Here is a 22,009-nt window from a genome sequence, read left to right as displayed (position 1 = left end):
TATTACTGGAAGTCCACAGTACCGATGGTGTTGTTCCAGTAGAGTTCATCTTCGAACTCGACTGGTGAAATCGTCCACGTGAGGTAATCGACGAGCGCTTGCTCCTCGAGTTCGAGGGTCTTCATGCGTCCAGGCAGCAGATAGTACTCCTCGACGGAGTCGAGTGTTGGAACAGTGCGTGACCCGAGTTGCAGTTCCTTCGTCGGATACGTTTGGATGCTGAGTTCGTACGAGGTCCCTCCCACGGCCTCCACGTGACAGACCATCGGTGGACCACCGTCGGACTGGACGACATCGACCGAGCCGTCACCCACGACGAGGTACTGCTCGCCGATGTGGGTGTGCTCGTGGACGAGTTCGATCGCGGCTCGTAGTGGGAACCCGAGATTCAGAAAATGAGCGACGGCGTGTCCAATCTCGACGGCATGTTCGTTCACGATGTCGCCGAGTGTCGCCACACCACCGAAGGAACCTTTTTCGACCAGCGCCTCGGCTTGTTCGAACGAACGGCACGCGTTGAGGAGGAAGACGTTCACCCCGACCGTTTCGAGTTCCCTGACATCGAGTTCGCCGTCCGTGCATCGTAGCCCGGTCGGTGTCGCGTGGCCGATGTAGTGCAGGAAGTCACACGAGTTATCGGTCAACAGATCGGCGAGTTCGTCCTGTGGCACACCGAAGTGAGAGTCGATGTTGTAGGGCTGGTCGTCCCTGTCGCCGTAGACGTCGTCCAGACTGACCTGTTCGTCCAGCATCCGTGGGTCGTTACAGACGACGGTGATGTTGATCGACTCGCTGCGTTGCCCCTGCTTCAACTGGTGTTCGAAGGAGTTCACGGAGGCCTTCGACGCACCCATCGGTAGCTGGTCGCCGAACCACGCATGTTCGATGGATTCGTCGTTCACCTTCGGCTCGACGAGCTGGAGAGATACTTCCTCGGGGACGGAGTTCCGAGCAGACCGCCGTACACGACCCCTCGAATCCACAGTGTTCGCCGTTCGCGAGACAGAGTGCGTCTGTCCGTTCGTCGAACGTATTACTCCGAGATCGTTGACTATGTGTGGCACAGCTACCACCTTGTCTGCCTTGTGTGGGAGATGTGCTGTCAAGCACCACCGTGGCAGGTACGGTTCGACGGTCTCCTGCGAAACAGTGAGATACGATTCGAGCTGTTCCACCAGCGGACGGCCGTACATCGACCCGATATCGAACGGGAGTTCCGGTTCGACCTGTTTCCGTTCGTAGAGTTCGACCTGATGGATTCCCTCGGTCCGAACGATACAGTCGAGGAACAGGATCCGTTTCAGTAGCGTCGCGACGTCGTCCTCGAAGCACTGTCCACTGTTGAGTTCGTGCTCGAACTGCGCCGTCCGAATCGTGGGTTCCTTCCCCGGGACGAGGTCAGCACCCAGATAGAACGCGAGGGGGGCTGCCGGGTAGATATACTGAAACGCCGGCGGGATTACGAGTTCGACACCGGTGTCCGGGGGCGAGAACCCGTCCGGTATCTGCAGTTCCTCGCCAAGTTCGACCAGTGGGGGATGCCCACGAAGTGTCGGATAGGACCGCTCGCTCGCTGTCGTCTTGAGTGCGGAGGAGAGCGTGCTCAACGCCTGCATCACGTCGCCGGGGTCGCTCGTGGTTGTAATTGTCCCGGCGGGGTGTTTGTGATACGTTCGGACGCCGAACTCGACGAGCGTCGGGCTCTGGAATGACACGCGGGTGGAATCAGCCCCTTTCGTGATGTTCGGCGCTCCATCGAACTGCCAGTACAGTTTGACGGGAGCGGAGATGTCGAGGCTGTAGACGTTGCGTTCCAGCTCCGTGCTCGTGTGGGCGCTCACTGGACCGTCGTACGTACCACACTCGCTTCGGAGGTAGACCTCCTCCGCTCTTGCAATAGCCAGCTCGCTGGCAACGATCGTGAACGCCTCGTCCACGGGGAACTCGAAGGACTCGGCGTCGGTCGGAGTCGGTGAGACCGGCTCGTCGGTCAGCACCTGCAGGCGTCGCTGCTTGATCTGGTCCGTGATGGCGACGCCGCAGGGGTCGTCCGTCTCCTTGTAACTGACCTTCATGATGTGCCGGCGATACCATCGACGGGTTCTGCCGTGGGGTCCGCGGCCGACTACGCCACCCCTGTCGTGCCGTATCTCGGGGGAGGAGGGGGATGGTTCGCCAGTCGTGACCGTCTCGTGTGGCCCGAGCAGTGCCGGGGTACCGTCGTGGTCGTTAACTGTAGATACCCGTCGTGCTACTTAAATTTCCTGCTGCTGGTTGTATCAATCGGCAATCACTAACGTCGGGTTACCGCAGACGGGACGGGGGACGCTGCCGGCTCAGGCCGGGAGCGGGCGGTCGGTAAGCGCGGCTTCGAGCACCTGCAAGGTGTGCTTGACGGGGTAGTCGCTGCCGTGTTCCATCTGCATCGCACAGGTCGGACATTCGGTCAGACCGGTTTCGGGTTCGGCCTCGTCCATGTGCTCGAACATCTCCTCGCCGATAGCCATGGAGGCGTCGTAGTTCTCCGACTTCCAGCCGTAGGTGCCGGAGATGCCGGAGCAGGACTCGCCGACGTCGTGAGCGTCGACGTCGCCGAGGTTGGAGAGCACGGCGGTGGTCTGCCCGTCGAGGCCCTGGTTGCGGGCGTGACAGGGCGCGTGGTACGCGAAGTCGGGGGCATCGACGTCGTCGACGGCTTCCAGTTCGCCGTCCAAGTCCTCGTGGATACGGAGGTACTCGACGGCGTCGTAGGTGTGTGCCGAGACGCGCTCGGTGTCGTCGAAGTCGAACAGCTCGGGGTACTCCTGCCGGAGCGCCATCGAGCAGGAGGTACACGAGCAGACGATATCGTAGTCGTCGTCGACGAGGTCGGCGAACGTCTCGACGTTGAACCGTGCGGCACGACGAGCGTCGTCGAGCATCCCGTTGGCGAACATCGGCGTGCCCGAGCAGCGTTGCTCGGGCACCGCCACCTCGTAGCCGAAGTGCTCGAAGACGCGGACCATCGCCTTGCCGACCTCGGGGGTGTTGTAGTTCGCGTAGTCGCCGTGGAAGTAGGCGACGCGCTTCTCGTCGCTCTCGACGGCTGCCCCGCCGCGGTCTGCCCACCATTCGCGGAAGGTCTCGGTGGCGAACTCGGGGAAGTCGCGTTCGCTGGTGATACCGACGAACCGGTCGTTGAGTTTCTGGACGAGCGAGTTGCCCATGACGGCGTTGGTGAGCCGCGGGAACATCGAGCCGAACCGGGCCATCGTGCCGTAGTTCGCGAGCAGTCGGTTGCGCCAGTACTCCACCGAGAGCTTGCTCATCGACTCCTCGACGTACTGGGCACGGGCCGTGTTGTGCATCTGGCTCAGCGGCACGTCGGAGGGGCACGCGCCGTCGCAGCGCATGCAGTTCGAACATTTCATGATGGAGTCGTCGATCTCCTGGTCCTCCTTGCGCGTGAGCCGCCACTGCTCGGGGCCCTGGAACTTCGGGCCGGGGAAGTCGTCGTCGACCTCCGCGACGGGACACGACGAGTCGCACGTCGAGCACTTGTAGCAACTGTCCGCCCCGGGGCGCAGGTCCGCGTCGCCCTCGGGGAACACCTGGATCGGTTCGAAGTCGTCCTCGTTGTCCGTACTCATGACTGGGTGACTGCTGTGGCTGCCCGTGTCCCTGCTCGCGAGCCCGTCGCCAGCGAGACGCCGCTCGCCGCCTTCCCGGTCGCCGTGTCCGCACCGCCGACGACCGCCCCGGCCGCGCGCAGGTTCTCGTAGGCGACCGCCCCGTCGGCGTCGAGCGGCCGTGCGTCGTCGTCGATTCGCACACCGAACCGGGCGAACGCGTGGTCGCCGAACGCTGGTTCCTCGGACCAGTCGTACCGGTCCTCGGGGTGTGGCACGTGGAGGTCGAAGACGGGTTCGTAGACGCGGTCGCGCTCGGAGTCGATGCCTTCGCCGACGAGGCCGCCGGTCGCGAGCACGACCTGCTCGGGCGCGTACGGCACCCGTGCGCCGTTGCGGTCGACGACGATAGACGTGACGCGCTCGCCGTCCTCGTCCCCTGACCCCGCCGATTCGGCCTCGAAGTCGACGACAGGGACGCCGGTGACCAGCTCGACGCCCGCCGCCTCGAGCTCGTGGCGGAGCAGGTCCCGGAGCCGCGTCCCCGGGATGCTCGGCGGGCCGGTCGGCACCTCGAACACCGACACCGGCTCGCCGGCCGCGTCGAAGCCCGCCTCGAGTTCGGCCCGGACGAACGCGGGGTCCTCGCCGAACACCGCCGGGAAGCCGACGCGGTCCGCGCCGTCGACCTTCGGGGCGATCTTCTCGACGAGGGCGTCGCGGAACTCCGCGTCCTCGGTGAGGAGCTTCGCGTACCGGGTGCGCTTGGCGTCGTCACGGAGCCGCGGGAACCGAACGGTGACGCCGCGCACCTCGCCTGGGACGGTCCCGGCCAGTGTGTCCGCCGCTCGCTTCGCGTCGAAGTCCGGGTCGGTCGAGATGCCGACGAGCAGGGTCTCGTGCCCGTCGCCCGCGATGCCGGGTGCGACGCTCGCGGGGTACCGGAGCGTCGGTTTGACGGTCCCCTGCGTGGTCGGGACGAGCGCGTTCCGGTCGCCGCCACGGTAGCGGTCGCCGGTCACGTCGTCGAACAGGGCCAGGCCCTCGCGGAGTGCCTCGGTCCCGACGACCGAGTACGGGTGGCTCTCCGGGAGGTCCTCGATGGCGGCGAACGGGTCCGCGACGAGGTCACCGTCGACACGACCGAGCACGTCGACGAGCCCGGAGGCCTGCCTGAGGGTGCTCTCGGACTTCGAGACGAGCGTGACGCGCGCACCGTCGCGGGCGGCCGAGAGCGCGGCGACCGAGCCGGCCAGTCCGCCACCGACGACGAGCACCTCAGTCCCGATCATGGCTCCCCCCGTCTGTGGCGGTCCGTGTCGGGCCGGCGAAGGCGTCCCAGTCGACGTCCGCGTCGTCGCCGTCGCGGTTCCAGGTCGTCGCGTGGAGCGTGTGGTTCAGCATCGCCTGGGAGAGCTGCTCGCCCCAGAGCGCGTGCCGGTGGCCCTTCCAGCGCTCCTGCCAGAGTTCGTCGAGCGAGGCGTCGGCGGTCTCGGCGTCGTACTCGGGATGGAGCTCGTTCGCCACCCGGTGACAGCAGAAGCCGCCCTGGCAGTTCCCCATCGAGGCGCGGGTCCGGAGCCGGACCGCGTTGAGGTCGGTGCCGGCCTGGCCGATGGCGTGCTGCACTTCGGCGCGGGTGACGGCCTCGCACTCGCAGAGCACCGGGTTCGGCTCGTCGGTGCCGAGCACCTCCGGGGCGTACGAGCCGAGTCGCTCCTTGCTCCGGCGCGCGACCGGCGAGCGGAGCCCGTAGTCGTCCATCGCCGATTCGAGCCGGTCGAGGTTCTCGCTCCCCGGGAGGGGTTCGTCGGCGGTCGTGCACGACGCCCGCACGCCGAGGAGGTCGCAGACGTGGTCGGTCACGTCCTCGGCCATCATCCGGTAGGTGGTGAACTTGCCACCGACGACCGTCGTCAGGCCGTCGACGCCGTCGCGGTCCGCGTGGTCGAGCAGGAAGAAGTCCCGCGTGATGTCCGTGGGGTCCGTCGTCCCGGTGTCCGGTGGCTCGTACAGCGGGCGGACGCCCCAGAACGAGCGGATGGTCCGCGCGTCGGAGAGGATGGGGACGAGCTCGGAGAGCTCGTCGATCATGTGGTCGACCTCCCAGCCCTCCTCGGGGTAGTCCTCGGGGTCTTCGACCTCCTCGTCGGTCGTCCCGAGGATGGCGGTGGTCTCGTGCGGGACGACGATGTCGGCGTCGCCCTTCGGCTTGCAGCGGTTGACGACGGTGTCGACCTGCCGGACGTTCATGACGACCATGACGCCCTTCGACGGGCGGACCTCGACGTCGACGCCGGCCATCTCCCCGAGCTGGCCGGACCACGCGCCGGCCGCGTTGACGACGTGTTCGGCGTGGATGTCCTCGGTCTCCCCCGGCAGTCCGTGCTCGCGCTTGCCCGGGCCGGAGTCGTGTTGGACGCGTGCGCCCGTGACCTCGTCGCCGTCGGTCAGGAGGTCGACGACCTCGGCGTGGGTCTCGATGCGTGCGCCGTGCTCCTCGGCGGAGACGGCGTTCGCGACGACGAGCCGGAACGGGTCGACCGCCCCGTCCGGAACCTCGATGGCCTTGTCGATGTCCGTCGCGAGGTACGGCTCGACCTCGCGTGCCTCCGCCGCGGACAGGACCTCGGCCGGGATGCCACACTCACGACACCCCTGCAGCTTCTCCTGGAAGTATTCGTCGGTGTCCTCCGGCCGCTTAACGAACAGTCCGCCGGTCATCTCGACGCAGTGGCCGGCGATATCGCGCAGGACCCTGTTCTCCTCGATGCACTCCCTCGCGCTCGCCTGGTCGGCGACGGCGTACCGGCCGCCGCTGTGGAGCAACCCGTGCATGCGCCCGGTGGTACCGTGTGTCAGGTTGCCCTGCTCGACGAGCGTCACGTCGACTCCGCGCATTGCGAGGTCGCGTGCGATGCCCGCGCCCGTGGACCCGCCGCCGATGACGAGTACTTCGGTAGTCGTTGCCATCCGGATATCGACACTGGGGACCGCGAGTACTTCATTGTTTACCCTGGTACCCCAGCCGTCAGTAACTCAGTACAAACTATTCCAACGTTTCGCGCTAGTTCCAAACCCGTTCGGCTGATTCTCTCGTCTGTGGCCCCTATATTGCTCTGGTTGTGAACAACACGCACAAGTTTTATCAGGGTTTACCATAGTGTTTACTACTGGTTGCGGGCCAAGAGTAAACATTGGCCCGCGGACACGGAGGAACCTATGGCAGGCAAGCACTACGTCGGCGCGATAGACCAGGGGACGACAGGCACTCGATTCATGGTGTTCGACCACGCCGGACAGGTCGTCGCCAACGCATACGAGAAACACGAACAGATATACCCGGAGCCCGGCTGGGTCGAGCACGACCCGATGGAGATCTGGGAGAACACGAAGTCGGTCGTCGAGGCAGCACTCACCGAGGCCGACCTCGCCCCGGAGCAACTCGCCGCGCTGGGCATCACGAACCAGCGCGAGACGACACTGCTCTGGGACTCGGAGACCGGCCGACCGGTCCACAACGCCCTCGTCTGGCAGGACCGGCGGACGACCGACAGGGTAGAGGAGCTCGAATCGGAGGACAAGGTGGAGTGGATCCGGGAGAAGACCGGCCTGGAGGCCGACGCCTACTTCTCGGCGACGAAGGTGGAGTGGCTACTGGACAACGCCGACCCGATGAAGATGGAGCGGACGCTCCCGCAGGACCTGCGCGACCGCGCGGAGAGCGGCGAGCTCCTGATGGGCACCATCGACACCTGGCTCATCTACAAGCTGACCGGCAACCACATCACGGACGTCACGAACGCCTCCCGGACCATGCTGTACAACATCCGGGAGATGGAGTGGGACCCGGAGCTCCTCGACGAGTTCGACGTGCCCCAGACGCTGCTGCCCGAGGTGCGGCCGTCGAGCGACGACGCGACCTACGGCTCCACCGACGCGGAGGGCTTCCTCGGGGCGGAGGTGCCCGTCGCGGGGGCGCTCGGTGACCAGCAGGCCGCGCTCTTCGGCCAGACCTGCTTCGACGAGGGAGACGCGAAGAACACCTACGGCACGGGGTCGTTCTTCCTGATGAACACGGGGGAGGAGGCCGTCAAGAGCGACCACGGCCTGCTGACCACCATCGGGTTCCAGCGCTCCGGTGAGCCCGTCCAGTACGCGCTGGAGGGTGCCATCTTCATCACCGGCGCGGCCATCGAGTGGCTCGAGGACGTCAAGCTCATCGACGACCCGGTCCAGACGGCCGAACTCGCCCGGAGCGTCGACTCGACCGACGGGGTGTACGTGGTCCCGGCGTTCACGGGTCTCGGTGCACCCCACTGGGACGGCCGTGCCCGTGGCACCATCGTCGGGATGACCCGCGGCACCGAGCGCGAGCACATCGTCCGTGCCACGCTCGAGTCCATAGCCTACCAGACCCGCGACGTGGCCGAGGCGATGGAGGCCGACGCCGGCATCGACATGGGCCGACTCCGGGTCGACGGCGGCGCGGTGAAGAACAACTTCCTCTGCCAGCTCCAGTCCGACATCCTCGGGACCGACATCGTCCGACCCGAGGTCGACGAGACAACGGCGCTCGGTGCGGCGTACGCCGCCGGGCTGGCGGTCGACTACTGGGAGACCGTCGACGAGCTGCGGGAAAACTGGCAGGTGGACCGCGCGTTCGACCCCGAAGGCGACCAGGAGGAGCTCGACGCGAAGTACGACCGCTGGGGTGACGCGGTCGAGCGCAGCCTGAACTGGGCGCAGGACGGGGGTGACTGACGATGTTCGAGGTCGCAATCCAGACGATGGTGCCAGTCATCGACATCAGCGTCGAGACGTTCCTGCTGCTGGTCATCGCGGCCGCAGCCGGCGGCGCGTTCGGGGCCGCCATCGGCGCACTGCCGGCGTTCATCTTCACCGGGTTCGTCGTCTTCCTCGGTGAGGGACTCGGCATCGTCAACCGGCAACTCGGCGGGACCGACATCGCGGTCGGACAGGGCGAACTCGTCGGCGGCCTGTCCGGCATCATCGGCTTCGGTGCCGTCACCGGCCCGCACATCGCGTTCGCGGGTGGTGTCGCCGCCTCGGCCTACGCCGGGAAGAAGTACCCCGAGATGGAGCCCGAGGGCTGGGACTACCACTTCGGGAAGAACATCCTGTACGCCTTCGGCACCAAGCCCGACATCCTCGCGGTCGGTGCCATCTTCGGCGTGTTCGGGGCGTTGTTCAACCAGTTCGCCGGCGCACTCCTGGTGGTCAGTGGCACCGGCGTCACCGACTCCATCGCCCTGACGGTCGTCGTGAGTGCGTTCGTCGCACGGGCCGTCTTCGGCTACCCCATCGTCGGGAAGTCCGCCGGCTCGAGCATCCTCGACATGTCGCCGTTCGAGCGCGAGGAGCCCCGGACCGTTGCTGACGGCGGTGAGGTCCCCATAGAGCACGAGGGGCGGCTGGCGACCGAGCCGTGGCTCCCGCACCAGTACAAGTGGTCGGGGGTCACGGCCATCGGGCTCGTCGGCGGCATCCTCGGCGGGTACATCTACATCCTGACGGGGAGCATCTTCCTCGGCTACGCCATCTCGGCGATGAGCCTGCTGTTCCTGAACCTCGGCGTCGAGAAGATCCCGGTGACGCACCACATCACGCTCATCGGGGCGGTCGGGGCGGTCGTGCTGCAGCCCGAGTTCGGTCCGGTCGTCGCGCTGCTTGCGGCCGGCGTCTTCGGCGCAGTGAGCGGGCTCCTCGGCGAGGTGACCCAGCGCCTCTTCTACGCGCACTCCGGGACCCACGTCGACCCGCCCGCGATGGCCATCGCGATCGCCATGGTCGCCGTGGCGCTCCTCGAGATAGTCTCCGTGCTGCCGAACGCCGGCTACCTCTGAGGCGGCCATGCCCGCGGGGGCGTCGCCACCGGCACGGCCTCGGTGCACCCCCGAGGCTTTTAGAACTGGACGGACCGAGCTACCACAACCGAACCGACCTATCGCATGGATATCGAAGCACGAATCAGACGACGACAACGGCGCAGCGGCGAACCCAGCATCGTGAAGGACTACGACGCCCTGTCCCCGGTCGTCCACGTCGAAGCTCCGTCGGGACGGGGGCCGGTCCTCGAGCAGTTGCTCGACCATCTGGACCCGATATTCGAGCGGTCACTGCCGCCGACAGCCTACGTCTGGGGGGACGGGGGGGTCGGCAAGTCGGCAGTCGTCACCGCGCTGTTCGACCACCTCGACCGGCTGCTGACGGGGACCGGGGGGGTCATCCACACCACGACGCGGGCTCGCTCGACGCCCGCACCCGACTTCGTCTACGTCGACGCCCGTGTCGACGACAGCGAGTTCGCGCTCTACCACACGGTGCTCGATGCGCTCGTCGAGGAACAGGTGCCGAAGCAGGGCGTCCGGACGGACTCGCTCCGGTCGCGGCTGATACAGCGCCTGTCGGGCAGCGACCGCGCGGTCGTGGCAGTCGACCACGTCGACGAGTTCGACACGCTCGGGCTCTCCACGCTCCACGGCGCGTTCGACGGGATGGACGGCCGGCTCAGCTGGATCGCCGTCGGCCGGACCCCGCCCGAGGAGCTGTCGAGCGAACTGCTGCCACCGGAGCACATCCACGTGCCGCCGTACCAGCAGCACGCGCTCGTCGACCTGTTGACGGGGAGAGCCTCGGACGGCCTCGCCCGGCAGGCCTTCGACCACGAACAGATCAGGCGCATCGCGGAGTGGGCGAAGGGGGACGCCCACGACGCGCTCACCGCCCTGTTCGGGGCGGCCGAGGTGGCGACCAGGGAGAGCCACGAGCGAATCACCGAACGCGACCTGGAGGCCGGGCTCGACGCGGTTCCGCGGCCCACGGTCGCGCTCGGGCGGGTGCTGACGCTCCCCGAGAACCGACAGCTCGTGCTGCGGACGCTGGTCGACCTGCCCGAGGAGGCGACGACGACGGTGGGGGACGCGGCGGCGTCCGTCGCGGCGGCGCCGGGCATCGACCTCTCGCCCTCGACGGTGAAGCGGTACCTGTACGAGCTGGCCGAGGAGGGGATCACTGAGCGTGTCACGGCCGAGCGGGACGCCGAGAGCGCGGGCCGGCCGCCGAGCAGGCTCGAACCCCGGTTCCCGACGCTCGTGTTCAGCCGGCTCTACGAGCTGCAACACGAGAGCGACTCGAGAACGTGAGCCATTTACCGTCGGTCGCCCCAGGGGAGGTATGACCGACGCCCCGCCGCTCGTGCTCGACATCGACGGCACGCTCACCCGGCCGGAGGGGGGTATCGACCCGCGCGTCTTCGAGCCGGTGCGGGAGTGGCCCGCGCCCGTCGTGCTGGCGACGGGGAAGGCGTTCCCGTATCCGGTTTCGCTCTGTACCTTCATGGCCATCGAGGAACGTGTCATCGCCGAGAACGGGGGTATCGCGCACGTGAACGACGAGGTGCTGGTCCACGGCGACAGGGAGCGCACGACCGCCGCCGTCGAGGCGTTCCAGGCCGCCGGCGGCGACCTCGGCTGGGGGGACGTCGACCTCGTGAACCGCTGGCGCGAGACCGAAGTCGCCGTCACCCTCGACGCGGACGAAGCACTGCTCCGCGAGGTCGCCGCGGAGCACGACCTCGAGGTCGTCGACACCGGCTACGCGTTCCACCTCAAGCAACCGGACATGTCGAAAGGACTGATGCTCGAACGCGTCGCCGACCGGCTGGGCTACGAGCCCGCGGCGTTCGCTGCCGTCGGCGACTCCGAGAACGACGTCTCCACGTTCGAGCGGGTCGGCCGGAGCTTCGCGCCCTCGAACGCCGACGACCGGGCACTGGCCGCGGCGGACGTGACGCTGGACGGTGCACACGCGGACGGCACGCTCGACGCGCTCGCGCGGCTCCGGGCGTAGCCGTGGCACCGGTCAGGCGACGGGGATGCCCTGCCTGACGAGGTAGTCGCTGGCGCGGTCGATCTCGACCGGGCTCCCGACGAGCCGGTACGTCCCGTCTTCCTCGAGCAGCGTCAGCGCGAACTCCTCGTCCAGCCGCGCCAGCAACGCACGCGGCGTTCCATCCGGGAGGACTATCTGGGTGCTATCGCGTAACTGCGTCGGGTCGGGCATCCTCTGCCCGGGTGTTTATTTCGGAGACTGATGAACGTACCGAAGTGGACGAAGACGCCCAGGAGTCGCGTCGGCAGCAGGACGGAGTGGACAGGTTTTTCGGCTCCCACGGCGGAGAGTGCAACGATGGGGCTCGAAGACGAGATCGAGGCGATCGAGGAGGAGATAGCCAACACGCCCTACAACAAGTCCACCGAGGCCCACATCGGGCGGCTGAAGTCCAAGCTCGCCCAGAAGAAGGAGAAGCTTGAGAACCAGTCGGGCAGCGGTGGTGGCCAGGGCTACGCGGTCGAGAAACACGGCGACGCCTCGGTCGCACTCGTCGGCTTCCCCAGCGTGGGCAAGTCGACGCTCATCAACGCGATGACCAACGCCGACTCGGAGACCGGCGAGTACGAGTTCACGACGCTGACCGTCAACCCCGGGATGGTCGACATCAACGGCGCCCACATCCAGCTGCTCGACGTGCCCGGTCTCATCGAGGGTGCGGCGGACGGCCGCGGTGGCGGGAAGGAGGTCCTCTCGGTCGTTCGGAGCGCCGACCTCCTCATCTTCATGCTCTCCGTGTTCGAGATCGAGCAGTACGACCGACTTCGCGAGGAACTGTACAACAACAAGATCCGGATCGACCAGACGCCCCCACGGGTCACCATCCGCAAGAAGATCAAAGACGGCATCAAGGTGACCTCGACGGTCGACCAGCCGATGGACGACGACACAATCAAACAGGTCCTGCGCGAACACGGCTACGTCAACGCGGACATCAACCTCGGCGAGGAACTCGACATCGACCGGCTCATCGACGGCATCATGGACAACCGGGTGTACACGCCGTCCATCGTGACCGTCAACAAGACCGACCTCATCGAGCCCTCCTACAAGGAACAGGTCGACGAGGAGCTTCGGAAACGCGACATCGACCCCGAGGAGGCGACGTTCATCTCCGCCGCGGAGGAGAAGGGTCTCGACGCGCTGAAAGAACGCATCTGGAACAACCTCGGGCTCATCCGGGTCTACATGGACAAGCCCGGCCGCGGCGTCGACTGGGAGGAGCCACTCGTCGTCTCCGAGGGGGCGACCATCGGGGACGCGCTCTCGAAGCTCGGCGGCGACTTCGAGGACCGGTTCCGGTTCGCCCGAATCCGCGGCCCGAGCGCGAAGCACGACGGGCAGCAGGTCGGCGAGGACCACGTCCTGGAGGACGAGGACGTGCTGAAGCTCGTGCTCAGGAAGTAGGCGACCGCGGCTCGACAGGCTGCGCCCTCTCGCGTGTGCGCGATGGAAAACAGCAGTAGTTGCTCCAATCACCCGAAGGTGAGCCCCTCGAGTTCCGCATCCGCTACTGGTTTCAACGGTCTGGCCGTACGTCTGGCCATGCAGGCCACGCTCGACCATACGATGATGCGCGTCGAGGACCTCGACGCGAGCCTCGACTGGTACACCACACACCTCGACTACGAGGAGAAGGGTCGCTGGGAGGCCGACACGTTCACGAACGTGTTCCTCGGCCCCGAGGACGTCCACGAGGAGGGTGCGCTGCTCGAACTCACCTACAACCACGACGGCCGCACGTACGACCACGGCGATGCGTGGGGGCACATCGCGGTCCGGGTCGAGGACGTCTACGACGCCTACGCGGGACTCATGGACGAGGGCGTCGACGACTACCGCGACCCCGACTCCTGTGGTGGCTCGTACGCGTTCGTCCGCGACCCCGACGGCCACGAGGTCGAACTCGTCGAGCGCGACCACGGCGCCAGGTTCAGCCTCGACCACACGATGCTGCGCGTGGAGGACGCCGACGCCGCCATCGGGTGGTTCACCCGCAAGCTCGAGTACGAGCTGTTCCGCCGCGAGGAGTTCGACGACTTCGCGCTCTACTTCCTCAAACCCGAGGACGCCGCCGCCGAGGCGATGAGCGTCGAGCTCACCTACAACTACGACGGTCGCACGTACGACGTGGGCGACGCCTGGGGCCACGTCGCCGTCCGCTGTGACGACCTCCACGGGACGTGGACCACGCTGCTTGAGCGCGGCGCGGCGGACTACCGCGACCCCGAGTCCTGCAACGACCGCTACGCGTTCACCAAGACGCCCGACGGGCAGGAAGTCGAGATCGTCACGCGGGAGTGAAGGGGTAAACGACGGCGGGAACGGAATCCGGCGGACGGCCGATTTCGTCACTCCCCAGAGGTCACAACCGGTGATTGTCGGCTCGAAACACAGTTCCGTTTAAGTACTCTGTGGGGGTGGTTCCTCGGGTGACCGGGACGCCGCGACCCCGAAATTCCCGGGTTTGAGCGGGTGTGTGAACGCTTGACACCACACCCACCCACCACAAAGCATTTATAACAATGGTTCGTGCGTTTGTACTGTACCCCTACCCACGGTGACAGTACTGACTACCGTTCGCGTCCCCCCACAGGCGCCGAGCGAGAAAGGTGCTCGAACCACGCGGAACCCAAGCAAACTATGACAGGAACACAAGACAAGGTCCGTGGCCTCTTCCTGGCCGCGCTCATGATTACGTCCGTCTTCGCGGGCGTCGTAGCGTTCTCGGGAAGTGTCGCCGCGGCAAACTCTGGCGATTACGACAAGGCGATCTCCAACGGGGGATCCGCCTGGTCGGGACAGACTATCGCAGTACTCGACCACTTCGATTCAAACGACGAAGTGATTCTCGAGAAGAAGAACAGTAACGGTAACTGGGAGTTCCAGACGTTCGTTGACGTCGACAGCGGGAACGACATCGTTCTCGACACCAGCAGTTACAGCACTAGTGACTACCGCTTCGTCGAAGAGACGAACGGTGGCACTGTGGACGGCAACTACACGTTCGCGCTCCGTACGCAGAAGGTAACGGCATCCGCCGATCCGGTCGCCGTGGAAAACGCTGGTGCGGCCAACCAGACCACGGTCACCGTGACGTCGAACCGTCCGAGCTGGAGCCTCATCATCGCGAACGATGACTTCACCCCGAACGAGATCAACTCCACCTTCACCAGCGTCACGGGTACGCCCGTCGACTGGGACGATGACGGTAACGCCGACGCCACCGACGAGGCTGACGCACTGCTGGTCTCGAGCACGTTCGACACCAGCGAGACGGTGACCGGTAACTTCACCGGCATCGCCACTGGCTCGTACGACTACACGTTCGCTGCCGCTGACACCGGTATCTCGAACTCCACGACGGTCAACGTCACGAAGCCCGCCACCGGGACGGTCGCGCTGGGTGAGAACCTCTACACCGACGAGATCGGTGACGTCGCTTCGATCACCTTCACGCTTGAGGACACCTCGCAGGGTGTCGTCCGCATCGGTGACAAGGCGTCCGACAACTACCAAGCGAACCTCACGATCACCGACGGTGACGGTGACGGCGAGGTCGTCGTCAACGTGAACACGTTCCTCATGGGGACTGGCAACGGTGACACGTTCACCGTCGCCAACGATGACGACTCGATCAGCAACGAAGAGTACGGTGACCTCGGTGGCTCCCTCATCGCCACCGGTGGCTACAACGTCGAGGTCGCAACCGGCACCGACTACGATGTCAACTCCCAGAACGTCGGGACGTTCGACATCCAGCCGCGCACGACCAACGAGCTGAACACGTGGACTGCACCCGGCGCCGCGTCCCTCCCGACCGACGCTGAGGGCGTTGCCTCCGCAGTCGACGACGGTACCATCACGCAGGATGGCACGGTCGCGAAGGGCGACTACCTCATCCACGAGCTCGACGCAACGGGCCTCGAGGGTGTCATCGAGAACGACTCGAACGGCATCTTCGGCGTCATCGGCGACAACGACGGCATCTACAACGTTAGCCTGACCGTCACGGAAGTCGAGCCCGCCCGCAACCAGCCGGCTCGCACGGTCAACATTAACGACACGAACACGGACGTCATCGCAGGCGAGGACGTCTACTACCTCATCACCGACACCGACGACATCAGCGCGATGCCGTCCCACGGTGAGTACGAGGCCGAGTTCATGATCGCAGAGGAGAGCCAGCTCGCCTCTGCCGACGAATCGGTCACTGCGACCTGGGAACTCGCCCAGCGGAACATCGAGATTGACACGAACGACGACGACATGGTCAACGTCTCCGCCGAGGACGGCGAGACCATCTCCGGTACGTCGACGCTCGCACCCGGTACGTCGCTCAACATCCGTGTCAACGGTCAGGACGAGGGCGTCGCCTTCCTGAAGCCGGCAACGGCAACGGTTCAGGCTGACGGCACCTGGTCCACCAGCGTCAACTTCAGCGACATCGCCGCCGGCAGCGAGTTCACGGTCAACGTGAACAACGGTGCCGCGACGGCTGACGGCTCCGTTCAGGAGGCAGCCGCACCGGCTTCGTTCGAGGTCTCCGACCTCAGCGCACCCGGTACGGTCATGGTCGGTGACGAAGTGACCGCCACGGCCACCGTCGCGAACAACGGTGGCACCGAGGGCACGACGACTGTCGAATTCACGTTCGGCGGTGACGTCCTCGACTCTCAGGAAGTCACGCTCGCACCCGGCGAGTCCACGACCGTCGAGTTCAGCATCACGGCTGACGTCGACGCGGATACCTACGAACACGGTATCTCCGCGGGCGACTCCAGCCAGACGGCTGAGATAACGGTCGAGGCAGATACCACGCCGACGCCGACCGAGACGGCGACGCCGACTCCGACCGAGACGGCGACGCCGACGGCAACGCAGACGGACGCGCCGACCGACACGCCGACCGAGACTGACGACGGCGATGACAGTGGTCAGCCCGGCTTCGGCATCGGTGTCGCACTCGTCGCTCTGATGGGCGCAGCGCTCCTCGCGCTCCGCCGTCAGAACTAACGAACGCTAACTAACCGGACTTCGTCCGGTCCTTCGCGGTACTTCGCTTTCTTTCGGACGCCACACCCACCAGCGGTAGCGATGTCGATTCTCGCGACCGTCGGCACTCGTCACGGTGGGCAACCAGGAGAACGAGTCGATTTCAGTACTGGACCAGTTCGGAGGGCGCATCGGCGAGTTCGCCGAGCGCGTCGGCCTCGATGGGGTGGAGGTCGCCGGGGACGAGAAGCAGGTGCAGCGGGTCGCCGAACTCGCGGTCTGCGAGTGCGCTGAGGCGGTCGGCCGTGACGAGTGGGTCGGGGCTGCCCGCGCGGGCGACGACCACGCCGAGCGTGTCCGGCAGGTGCTCGGCCAGCTGGCCGGCTGCGTGGTCGGCGGTCATGTACTCCTCGTGTGCGGGGTCGTCGCCATCGGGGCCGCGGCCGACCTTGATGTCGAGGTAGACGACGGTGTGGAGGCCGCGCTCGCGGTTGTCCGCGATGGTGTCGAGGACGCTCTGGGGGACGCCGTTTCCGCCGTGTGCGTACTCGAACGGGAGCGTGGTGGCCTTGCCGAACCGGTAGTTCTGGAGTCCGGTGAGGGAGCTGGTCGCGGTCTGTGCGGTCGTCCCGTGGACGACGCGGGTGTCGATGCCGCGCTCGTGGGCGCGGAGGCGGAGGTCGACGTGGGTCGTGGAGATCATCGTGTCGCCGGCGGTGAGGAACGCGACGTCCTGGTCTTCGGCGGCGTCGAGGATCTCCCCTGGCTGTTGTTCGACGCCGGCGCGGTCGCGCACCTCGATGTCGGCGTCGTGGTACTCGGCGACGTCTTCGATGGACGCGCCGACGAGCTTGCTGGTGTACAGTTCCGCGTAGGCGGCGTCGGCTGCCCGGAGCGCCGCCTGGCCCTCGACGGTGATGGACCGTTCGTCGTACAGGCCGAGACCGATGAAGGTGAGCATACCGGTGTTCGGGGGGCCGGACCGATAAGTTGGCGGTGTTCGGCTCACCCACCGAAAGCGAAGGCGTTAGGGCCGCCGCGAGGGAGGGTCGACCATGGACGTTCCCTGCGTTCGCGTCGAGCAGTCCGAGGGCGAGGCGACGCGAAAGCGGCTCGCCGACGCGGAACTGCTCGACGACGAGTACGCCATCACCGGCGACGAAGGCTGGCTCTACCTCCCGGTGACCGACGCCGAGGCAGTCCCCGGAGAGCTGACGGTCGTCACTTACGACGCGCCGGCGCGGCGCACACCGACGACGCCGGCGGACATCCTCGGCGAGGACCTCAGCTACGAGCGCCTCGGCGACGTCGCTATCGTCGACGAGGACGACCCGGCACGGGCCCGTGAGATCGCCCGGGCCATCGTCGACTCCGACCTCCCGGTCGAGACGGTCGTCGACCGCGCCTCGGAGATACAGGGGGAGCTCCGCGTGCGTGACTGGACGGTGCTCGTCGGCGAGGAGACGGAGACCGTGCACCGCGAGTACGGCCACGAGTTCGCGCTGGACCTCGATACCGTCTACTTCTCGCCACGGCTCGCGACCGAACGCCATCGGGTCGTCGAACAGGTCCAGCCGGGCGAGCACGTCTTCGACATGTTCGCCGGTGTCGGGCCGTTCGCGATTCCGGCCGCGGCGCGCGGGGGCGAGGTCGTCGCGGTGGACCTGAACGAAGCGGCCGTCGAGTACCTCCGCGAGAACGCGCGACGGAACGACGTGACGGCCCGGCTGACCGCCGTACAGGGCGACGTTCGAGATGTCGCCGGAGGATACCACGACTGGGCCGACCGCATCGTGATGAATCTCCCCCACAGCGCGGACGAGTTCCTCGACACTGCGGTCGTCGTCGCCGGCGACGACTGCGTGCTCCACTACTACGACATCCAGCACGAGGACGACCGGTTCGGCCCGGGTGAGCGTGCGATTCGGGCGGCCGCAGAACCCGCGTACGATGTCGCGGTCGAGGAGCGCCGAACTGTCCGCTCGTACGCCCCTCACGAGTACAACGTCTGCCTCGACGTTCGCCTGACGAGAGGGTGACTCCCGGGGCGATTCGCAACCCTTATTGTACTCATCGGACAACGAGAGAGTGCACACGGAGCGCCGGTGTAGCTCAGACTGGCTAGAGCGATTCCTTCGTAAGGAATAGGTCGAGGGTTCAAATCCCTCCACCGGCTCTTTCTACCGCCCGACGCAGACCTGTAGGCACGTTTCTGGAGAGCTGTGACTCGACCCCACATCGACCGTTCGTTCGTACCGATCGACCGGTGGGACTGTGTTCTCGTTGGAGGCTGTGAAGGAGATCCTCACAGCTGGCGGGACCCCGGCGGACCTCGACTACGGGGGAGACAGCGGCTCATCGATCTGTACACCAACGGTGGGCCGCAGGGGTTCTGTCAGGTGTTCGAAGTGGACGACTACAGCTACGGGTTCACGGCGTTCATCAGCACGGCGTTCGTGACCGGGTAGAAATAGGGTCGACTCAGGTGTTCGTGACGTACCCGACCGCGTTCACGACGAGGACGATCAAGGCGGTGAGGAGGCTCAGCGCGATGACTGCCAGGATGACACCGAAGAGGACGTTACTGAAGCGGCCCTGAATCTGGACGAAGATGTCGTTCGCGAGGTCGAGGACGACGAGCGACAGGATGAGGAACAGCTGGATGAGTGCGAAGGGCTTGAGCCAGCTGTTCTGCTTGAGGAAGCCACCCTCGACGCGGGCCGGGCTTTGGAGCTCGCCGTCGGAGCCGTTTTTGGCGCTCATGTGAACGCATCTCGAACGGAGAGGGATAAAAATTGCCTGTTGTCACGGTCAGTTCGGAGACGGGGAGTCGGCCTCGGCGTCGGAGGGCTCGACGGTGGTCCGGTCGGACTCCTCGACGGCTTCCCACGCACGGGCGGTCTCCTCGGCGGGGCCGTCCTCGGTCTCGGCTTCGACCTTCTCGGCGAGGAGGTCGACGGCCATCCGGTTGGCGCCCTCGGGGATGATGACGTCGGCGTTCTTCTTCGTGGGGTCGACGAACTGCTCGTGCATCGGCTTGACGGTGGAGAGGTACTGGTCGATGACGCCGGCGAGCTCGCGCCCCCGTTCGAGCACGTCGCGGCGGATACGCCGGAGGATGCGCACGTCGGCGTCGGTCTCGACGAACACGCGGAGGTCGCACATGTCGAGGATATCCTCGTCGTAGAGCGCGAATATCCCTTCGACGACGATGACGTCAGAGGGGGAGACGGTGACGGTCTCGTCGGTTCGGTTGTGTATCTCGAAGTCGTACTGGGGCATCTCGATGGGCTGGCCCATCAGCAGCGAGTCGAGCTGGTCGACGAGCAGTTCCCACTCGAACGCGTCCGGGTGGTCGTAGTTGACCTCCTCGCGGTCCTCCAGTGGCATGTGCGAGAGGTCCTCGTAGTAGTTGTCGATGGGGATGCGTGTCACGGCCTCGCCCACCGTGTCCGCGACCTCGCGGGCGACGGTCGTCTTCCCCGCCCCCGTTCCGCCCGCGATGCCGATTACGAACGTCGGGATTGTCATCGTCTGTACGAGGCGCTGGGAGCGGTTTGAATCTACGGATTCCCGTTCCGGACCCGTTAACTGGCGTCGGTCCATCGGCACGACCATGCGAACCACGAGCGGGCGGTTCCGTGCGCTGGCGAGCCCCCGGAGCGACGAGGAGTGGCTGTTCGTCTCGCTGCCGGAGCCCGACGAGGACCCGGACGCCCACGAGTACGAGCCGACGTTCGTCGCCGACTCGGACGCCCTCTCGGACGTGGAGCCGGGGGCACTGGTGTCGGCGACGCTGGACTGGGAGGCGTCGCCGCCGACGGTCTCGGAGCTGACCGTCGAGCGAGAGACGCGGTATCGCTTCGTGCCGGAGACGACGAACCTCTTCGAGGCAGCGCAGGACGCCTGGGCGGAGGCCGTGACCGGCGGGGACGGGATGAATTCGACGGTGCTGCGGAACACCGACGGCGAGGAGACCGGTGTCTGCTACGTGTTCGGGGACAGCAGCGGCGAGCTGTTCGCGGGGTTCGAGCGCGGCACCCGGCCCATCGAGCCGCTGGTGCTGCGGGTGAATCGCTCGCGGGACGACGACGGTGTGGCGCGGTCGGTGTTCGTGCTCGACCCCGTCGGCGACCCGTTCGTCGCCGTCGCGGTGGCGTTCGACCGGGAGGGGCTGCTCGCGCGGACGATGCGCGATACGTACCTCGACGACTGACTCAGTTCTCGTACGAGAGCCGCTGTATCCGCCCGTCGGCGTACATGACGTATATTTCCTCGACGCCGTCGTCGTCCGTATCCGCAAGCACCGGGTGGGCGAGGATACCGACGGCGCGCGAGTGGGTGGCGAGCAGTTCGCCGCTGGCGGGGTCGTACACCGCGATGGTGCCGTCGTTGGCCGCGACGACCAGTTCGGCGTCGCCGTCGCCGTCGACGTCACCAGCGACCGGCGGGGGCATCATGTTGATCGCCTCGTCGGTGACGGTCGTCCGCCAGCGCTCCGAGCCGTCCGAACCGTCGATGGCGACGAGCGAGCCGTCGGCGGCGGTCGCGAACACCGTCGGCCGGCCCTCGACCGACAGGACGGCGTTGACCGCCGAGAGCGAACCGGCGTCGTGGCGCCACTCCAGGTCGCCGGTCCGGCCGTCGTAGGCGACCGTCGCGCCGGCGGTGCTGGCGACGACGTACTCCAGTGCGGGGTCGTCGTCGAGGTCCGCGCTGGTCATCCAGGTCGCGACGAGGTCTGCTCCGGTCGAGCGGTTCCACAGGACCGAGCCGTCGGGACCGAAGGCGGTGACGTACCCGCGCCGGTCGGCGACGACGACCTCGGTCTCTCCGTCGGCGTCCACGTCGTCGACGACGGCCGTCGCCCAGACGTACGCCTCGCGGTCGGCCCGCCACTCGATGGTCCCGTCCGGCGCGAACACGCGGACCGAGCCGAGCACGTCGACCGCGACGGTCTCGCGCTCGCCGTCGTCGTCGATGTCGGCCACGGTCGGGCGGGTGTAGCCGTAGTCTGTCAGCGGGAGCCGGTCCTCGATTGCGCCCTCGACGGCGCCAGCGACGAGCACCTCGTCCTCGGTCGTCGGGGCGAGCACCTCGCGGTCACCATCGTCGTCGGTGTCCGCGACGGCGGGGTCGGCGACGGCGTGGATGGTGCAGTTCCCACGGGGCACGTCGTACCGCCAGCGTTCGGTCCCGTCGGTCGCGTCGAGGGCGACCAGCGCGCACTCGTCGGCGTCCTGGGTCGAGGAGACCGGCGCGAACACCAGCGGCTCGCCGTCGACGACCGCGACGGCGGGTTCATGGTGGTTGCCGGCCGTCCCCGGGTCTGTCTCGCTCGTCCACTCCGGCGCGAGCGTGCCGGTCGACTCCCCGGAGAGTCCAACGTACACCACGCCGAGGAGTCCGGCGACCAGCACGGCGACGGCGAGGAGGGTCCGCGTACGCATTGGCTGCTCTCGGTCGTGCCGGGACAAAACGCTACTCCTCGG

General features: G+C 66.6%; 18 protein-coding genes and 1 tRNA gene. 10 read left to right on the top strand and 9 right to left on the bottom strand.

Annotated features, from left to right (window positions below):
• Window positions 1-2: 2 nt before the first annotated feature.
• The 4 genes from BLT27_RS05135 to glpA form a co-directional block, all read right to left on the bottom strand.
• Window positions 3-1,937: a hypothetical protein gene (locus BLT27_RS05135; RefSeq protein ID WP_139172255.1), complete on the bottom strand. Its 1,935-nt coding sequence runs from the start codon at window positions 1,935-1,937 to the stop codon at window positions 3-5.
• A 399-nt stretch (window positions 1,938-2,336) separates the two neighbouring features.
• Window positions 2,337-3,629, bottom strand: coding sequence for an anaerobic glycerol-3-phosphate dehydrogenase subunit C (locus tag BLT27_RS05130; protein WP_089731966.1), 1,293 nt, complete (start codon window positions 3,627-3,629; stop codon window positions 2,337-2,339).
• On the bottom strand, window positions 3,626-4,900 hold the full coding sequence (gene glpB / locus BLT27_RS05125) for a glycerol-3-phosphate dehydrogenase subunit GlpB (protein ID WP_089731965.1): 1,275 nt from the start codon (window positions 4,898-4,900) through the stop codon (window positions 3,626-3,628). Before glpB ends, BLT27_RS05130 begins: the two co-directional genes overlap by 4 nt.
• Window positions 4,887-6,581: an anaerobic glycerol-3-phosphate dehydrogenase subunit GlpA gene (gene glpA / locus BLT27_RS05120; RefSeq protein ID WP_089731964.1), complete on the bottom strand. Its 1,695-nt coding sequence runs from the start codon at window positions 6,579-6,581 to the stop codon at window positions 4,887-4,889. Before glpA ends, glpB begins: the two co-directional genes overlap by 14 nt.
• Before the next feature lie 249 nt (window positions 6,582-6,830).
• On the opposite strand from glpA, the gene glpK reads away from it, so the two are divergent.
• From glpK to BLT27_RS05100, 4 genes are all read left to right on the top strand, one after another.
• Window positions 6,831-8,372, top strand: coding sequence for a glycerol kinase GlpK (glpK, locus tag BLT27_RS05115; protein WP_089731963.1), 1,542 nt, complete (start codon window positions 6,831-6,833; stop codon window positions 8,370-8,372).
• A 2-nt stretch (window positions 8,373-8,374) separates the two neighbouring features.
• Complete coding sequence (locus BLT27_RS05110) at window positions 8,375-9,475, top strand: DUF7973 family transport facilitator (protein ID WP_089731962.1); 1,101 nt, start codon at window positions 8,375-8,377, stop codon at window positions 9,473-9,475.
• Window positions 9,476-9,580: 105 nt separating this feature from the next.
• Window positions 9,581-10,774 (top strand): Cdc6/Cdc18 family protein, encoded by a 1,194-nt coding sequence (locus BLT27_RS05105; protein WP_089731961.1) that lies wholly within the window; start codon window positions 9,581-9,583, stop codon window positions 10,772-10,774.
• A gap of 31 nt (window positions 10,775-10,805) precedes the next feature.
• Window positions 10,806-11,480 carry an HAD-IIB family hydrolase gene (locus BLT27_RS05100; RefSeq protein ID WP_089731960.1) on the top strand — a complete coding sequence of 225 codons (675 nt, stop codon included), beginning with the start codon at window positions 10,806-10,808 and terminating at the stop codon, window positions 11,478-11,480.
• 12 nt (window positions 11,481-11,492) lie between these two features.
• Here BLT27_RS05100 and BLT27_RS05095 read toward each other — a convergent pair whose 3' ends face one another.
• Window positions 11,493-11,693, bottom strand: coding sequence for a VNG_1110C family protein (locus BLT27_RS05095; protein WP_089731959.1), 201 nt, complete (start codon window positions 11,691-11,693; stop codon window positions 11,493-11,495).
• A gap of 126 nt (window positions 11,694-11,819) precedes the next feature.
• Here BLT27_RS05095 and BLT27_RS05090 point away from each other — a divergent pair, with 126 nt between their 5' ends.
• From BLT27_RS05090 to BLT27_RS19035, 3 genes are all read left to right on the top strand, one after another.
• On the top strand, window positions 11,820-12,929 hold the full coding sequence (locus BLT27_RS05090) for an OBG GTPase family GTP-binding protein (protein ID WP_089731958.1): 1,110 nt from the start codon (window positions 11,820-11,822) through the stop codon (window positions 12,927-12,929).
• Window positions 12,930-13,067: 138 nt separating this feature from the next.
• A complete protein-coding gene (locus BLT27_RS05085; protein ID WP_089731957.1) occupies window positions 13,068-13,826 on the top strand; it encodes a VOC family protein in 759 nt (252 codons plus the stop codon).
• A gap of 339 nt (window positions 13,827-14,165) precedes the next feature.
• Window positions 14,166-16,538, top strand: a complete 2,373-nt coding sequence (locus BLT27_RS19035; RefSeq protein ID WP_139172254.1) for a DUF7827 domain-containing protein — start codon at window positions 14,166-14,168, stop codon at window positions 16,536-16,538.
• A gap of 142 nt (window positions 16,539-16,680) precedes the next feature.
• Here the strand turns inward: BLT27_RS19035 and dph5 are convergent, their stop codons facing one another.
• Window positions 16,681-17,478, bottom strand: coding sequence for a diphthine synthase (gene dph5 / locus BLT27_RS05070; protein WP_089731956.1), 798 nt, complete (start codon window positions 17,476-17,478; stop codon window positions 16,681-16,683).
• A 94-nt stretch (window positions 17,479-17,572) separates the two neighbouring features.
• Here dph5 and BLT27_RS05065 point away from each other — a divergent pair, with 94 nt between their 5' ends.
• Window positions 17,573-18,556, top strand: coding sequence for a class I SAM-dependent methyltransferase (locus BLT27_RS05065; protein WP_089731955.1), 984 nt, complete (start codon window positions 17,573-17,575; stop codon window positions 18,554-18,556).
• A 62-nt stretch (window positions 18,557-18,618) separates the two neighbouring features.
• Window positions 18,619-18,693: transfer RNA gene (locus BLT27_RS05060), tRNA-Thr, on the top strand.
• Between the two features lie 305 nt (window positions 18,694-18,998).
• On the opposite strand, the gene BLT27_RS05055 is transcribed toward BLT27_RS05060, so the two are convergent.
• Entirely contained in the window at window positions 18,999-19,280 is a 282-nt protein-coding gene (locus BLT27_RS05055) for a hypothetical protein (RefSeq protein WP_089731954.1), read from the bottom strand.
• A gap of 48 nt (window positions 19,281-19,328) precedes the next feature.
• On the bottom strand, window positions 19,329-20,048 hold the full coding sequence (gene udk / locus BLT27_RS05050; RefSeq protein WP_089731953.1) for a uridine kinase: 720 nt from the start codon (window positions 20,046-20,048) through the stop codon (window positions 19,329-19,331).
• An 85-nt stretch (window positions 20,049-20,133) separates the two neighbouring features.
• Between udk and BLT27_RS05045 the strand changes: the two genes are divergently transcribed.
• A complete protein-coding gene (locus tag BLT27_RS05045) occupies window positions 20,134-20,733 on the top strand; it encodes a DUF6663 family protein (protein WP_089731952.1) in 600 nt (199 codons plus the stop codon).
• Between the two features lies 1 nt (window position 20,734).
• Here the strand turns inward: BLT27_RS05045 and BLT27_RS05040 are convergent, their stop codons facing one another.
• Complete coding sequence (locus tag BLT27_RS05040) at window positions 20,735-21,967, bottom strand: outer membrane protein assembly factor BamB family protein (protein ID WP_089731951.1); 1,233 nt, start codon at window positions 21,965-21,967, stop codon at window positions 20,735-20,737.
• Window positions 21,968-22,009: the final 42 nt, after the last annotated feature.

The organism is Haloarchaeobius iranensis (assembly GCF_900103505.1).
Taxonomy (GTDB): Archaea; Halobacteriota; Halobacteria; order Halobacteriales; family Natrialbaceae; genus Haloarchaeobius; species Haloarchaeobius iranensis.
The sequence above is the reverse complement of the archived record's forward strand: the minus strand, read 5'-3'. Positions and strand labels throughout refer to the sequence as shown.

Bases quoted from the DNA above. Each gene is read 5' to 3' on its own strand.
- BLT27_RS05130 (WP_089731966.1), bottom strand. From the start codon at position 3,629: ATGAGTACGGACAACGAGGACGACTTCGAACCGATCCAGGTGTTCCCC.
- glpB (WP_089731965.1), bottom strand. From the start codon at position 4,900: ATGATCGGGACTGAGGTGCTCGTCGTCGGTGGCGGACTGGCCGGCTCG.
- glpA (WP_089731964.1), bottom strand. From the start codon at position 6,581: ATGGCAACGACTACCGAAGTACTCGTCATCGGCGGCGGGTCCACGGGC.
- glpK (WP_089731963.1), top strand. From the start codon at position 6,831: ATGGCAGGCAAGCACTACGTCGGCGCGATAGACCAGGGGACGACAGGC.
- BLT27_RS05110 (WP_089731962.1), top strand. From the start codon at position 8,375: ATGTTCGAGGTCGCAATCCAGACGATGGTGCCAGTCATCGACATCAGC.
- BLT27_RS05105 (WP_089731961.1), top strand. From the start codon at position 9,581: ATGGATATCGAAGCACGAATCAGACGACGACAACGGCGCAGCGGCGAA.
- BLT27_RS05100 (WP_089731960.1), top strand. From the start codon at position 10,806: ATGACCGACGCCCCGCCGCTCGTGCTCGACATCGACGGCACGCTCACC.
- BLT27_RS05095 (WP_089731959.1), bottom strand. From the start codon at position 11,693: ATGCCCGACCCGACGCAGTTACGCGATAGCACCCAGATAGTCCTCCCG.
- BLT27_RS05090 (WP_089731958.1), top strand. From the start codon at position 11,820: ATGGGGCTCGAAGACGAGATCGAGGCGATCGAGGAGGAGATAGCCAAC.
- BLT27_RS05085 (WP_089731957.1), top strand. From the start codon at position 13,068: ATGCAGGCCACGCTCGACCATACGATGATGCGCGTCGAGGACCTCGAC.
- BLT27_RS19035 (WP_139172254.1), top strand. From the start codon at position 14,166: ATGACAGGAACACAAGACAAGGTCCGTGGCCTCTTCCTGGCCGCGCTC.
- dph5 (WP_089731956.1), bottom strand. From the start codon at position 17,478: ATGCTCACCTTCATCGGTCTCGGCCTGTACGACGAACGGTCCATCACC.
- BLT27_RS05065 (WP_089731955.1), top strand. From the start codon at position 17,573: ATGGACGTTCCCTGCGTTCGCGTCGAGCAGTCCGAGGGCGAGGCGACG.
- BLT27_RS05055 (WP_089731954.1), bottom strand. From the start codon at position 19,280: ATGAGCGCCAAAAACGGCTCCGACGGCGAGCTCCAAAGCCCGGCCCGC.
- udk (WP_089731953.1), bottom strand. From the start codon at position 20,048: ATGACAATCCCGACGTTCGTAATCGGCATCGCGGGCGGAACGGGGGCG.
- BLT27_RS05045 (WP_089731952.1), top strand. From the start codon at position 20,134: ATGCGAACCACGAGCGGGCGGTTCCGTGCGCTGGCGAGCCCCCGGAGC.
- BLT27_RS05040 (WP_089731951.1), bottom strand. From the start codon at position 21,967: ATGCGTACGCGGACCCTCCTCGCCGTCGCCGTGCTGGTCGCCGGACTC.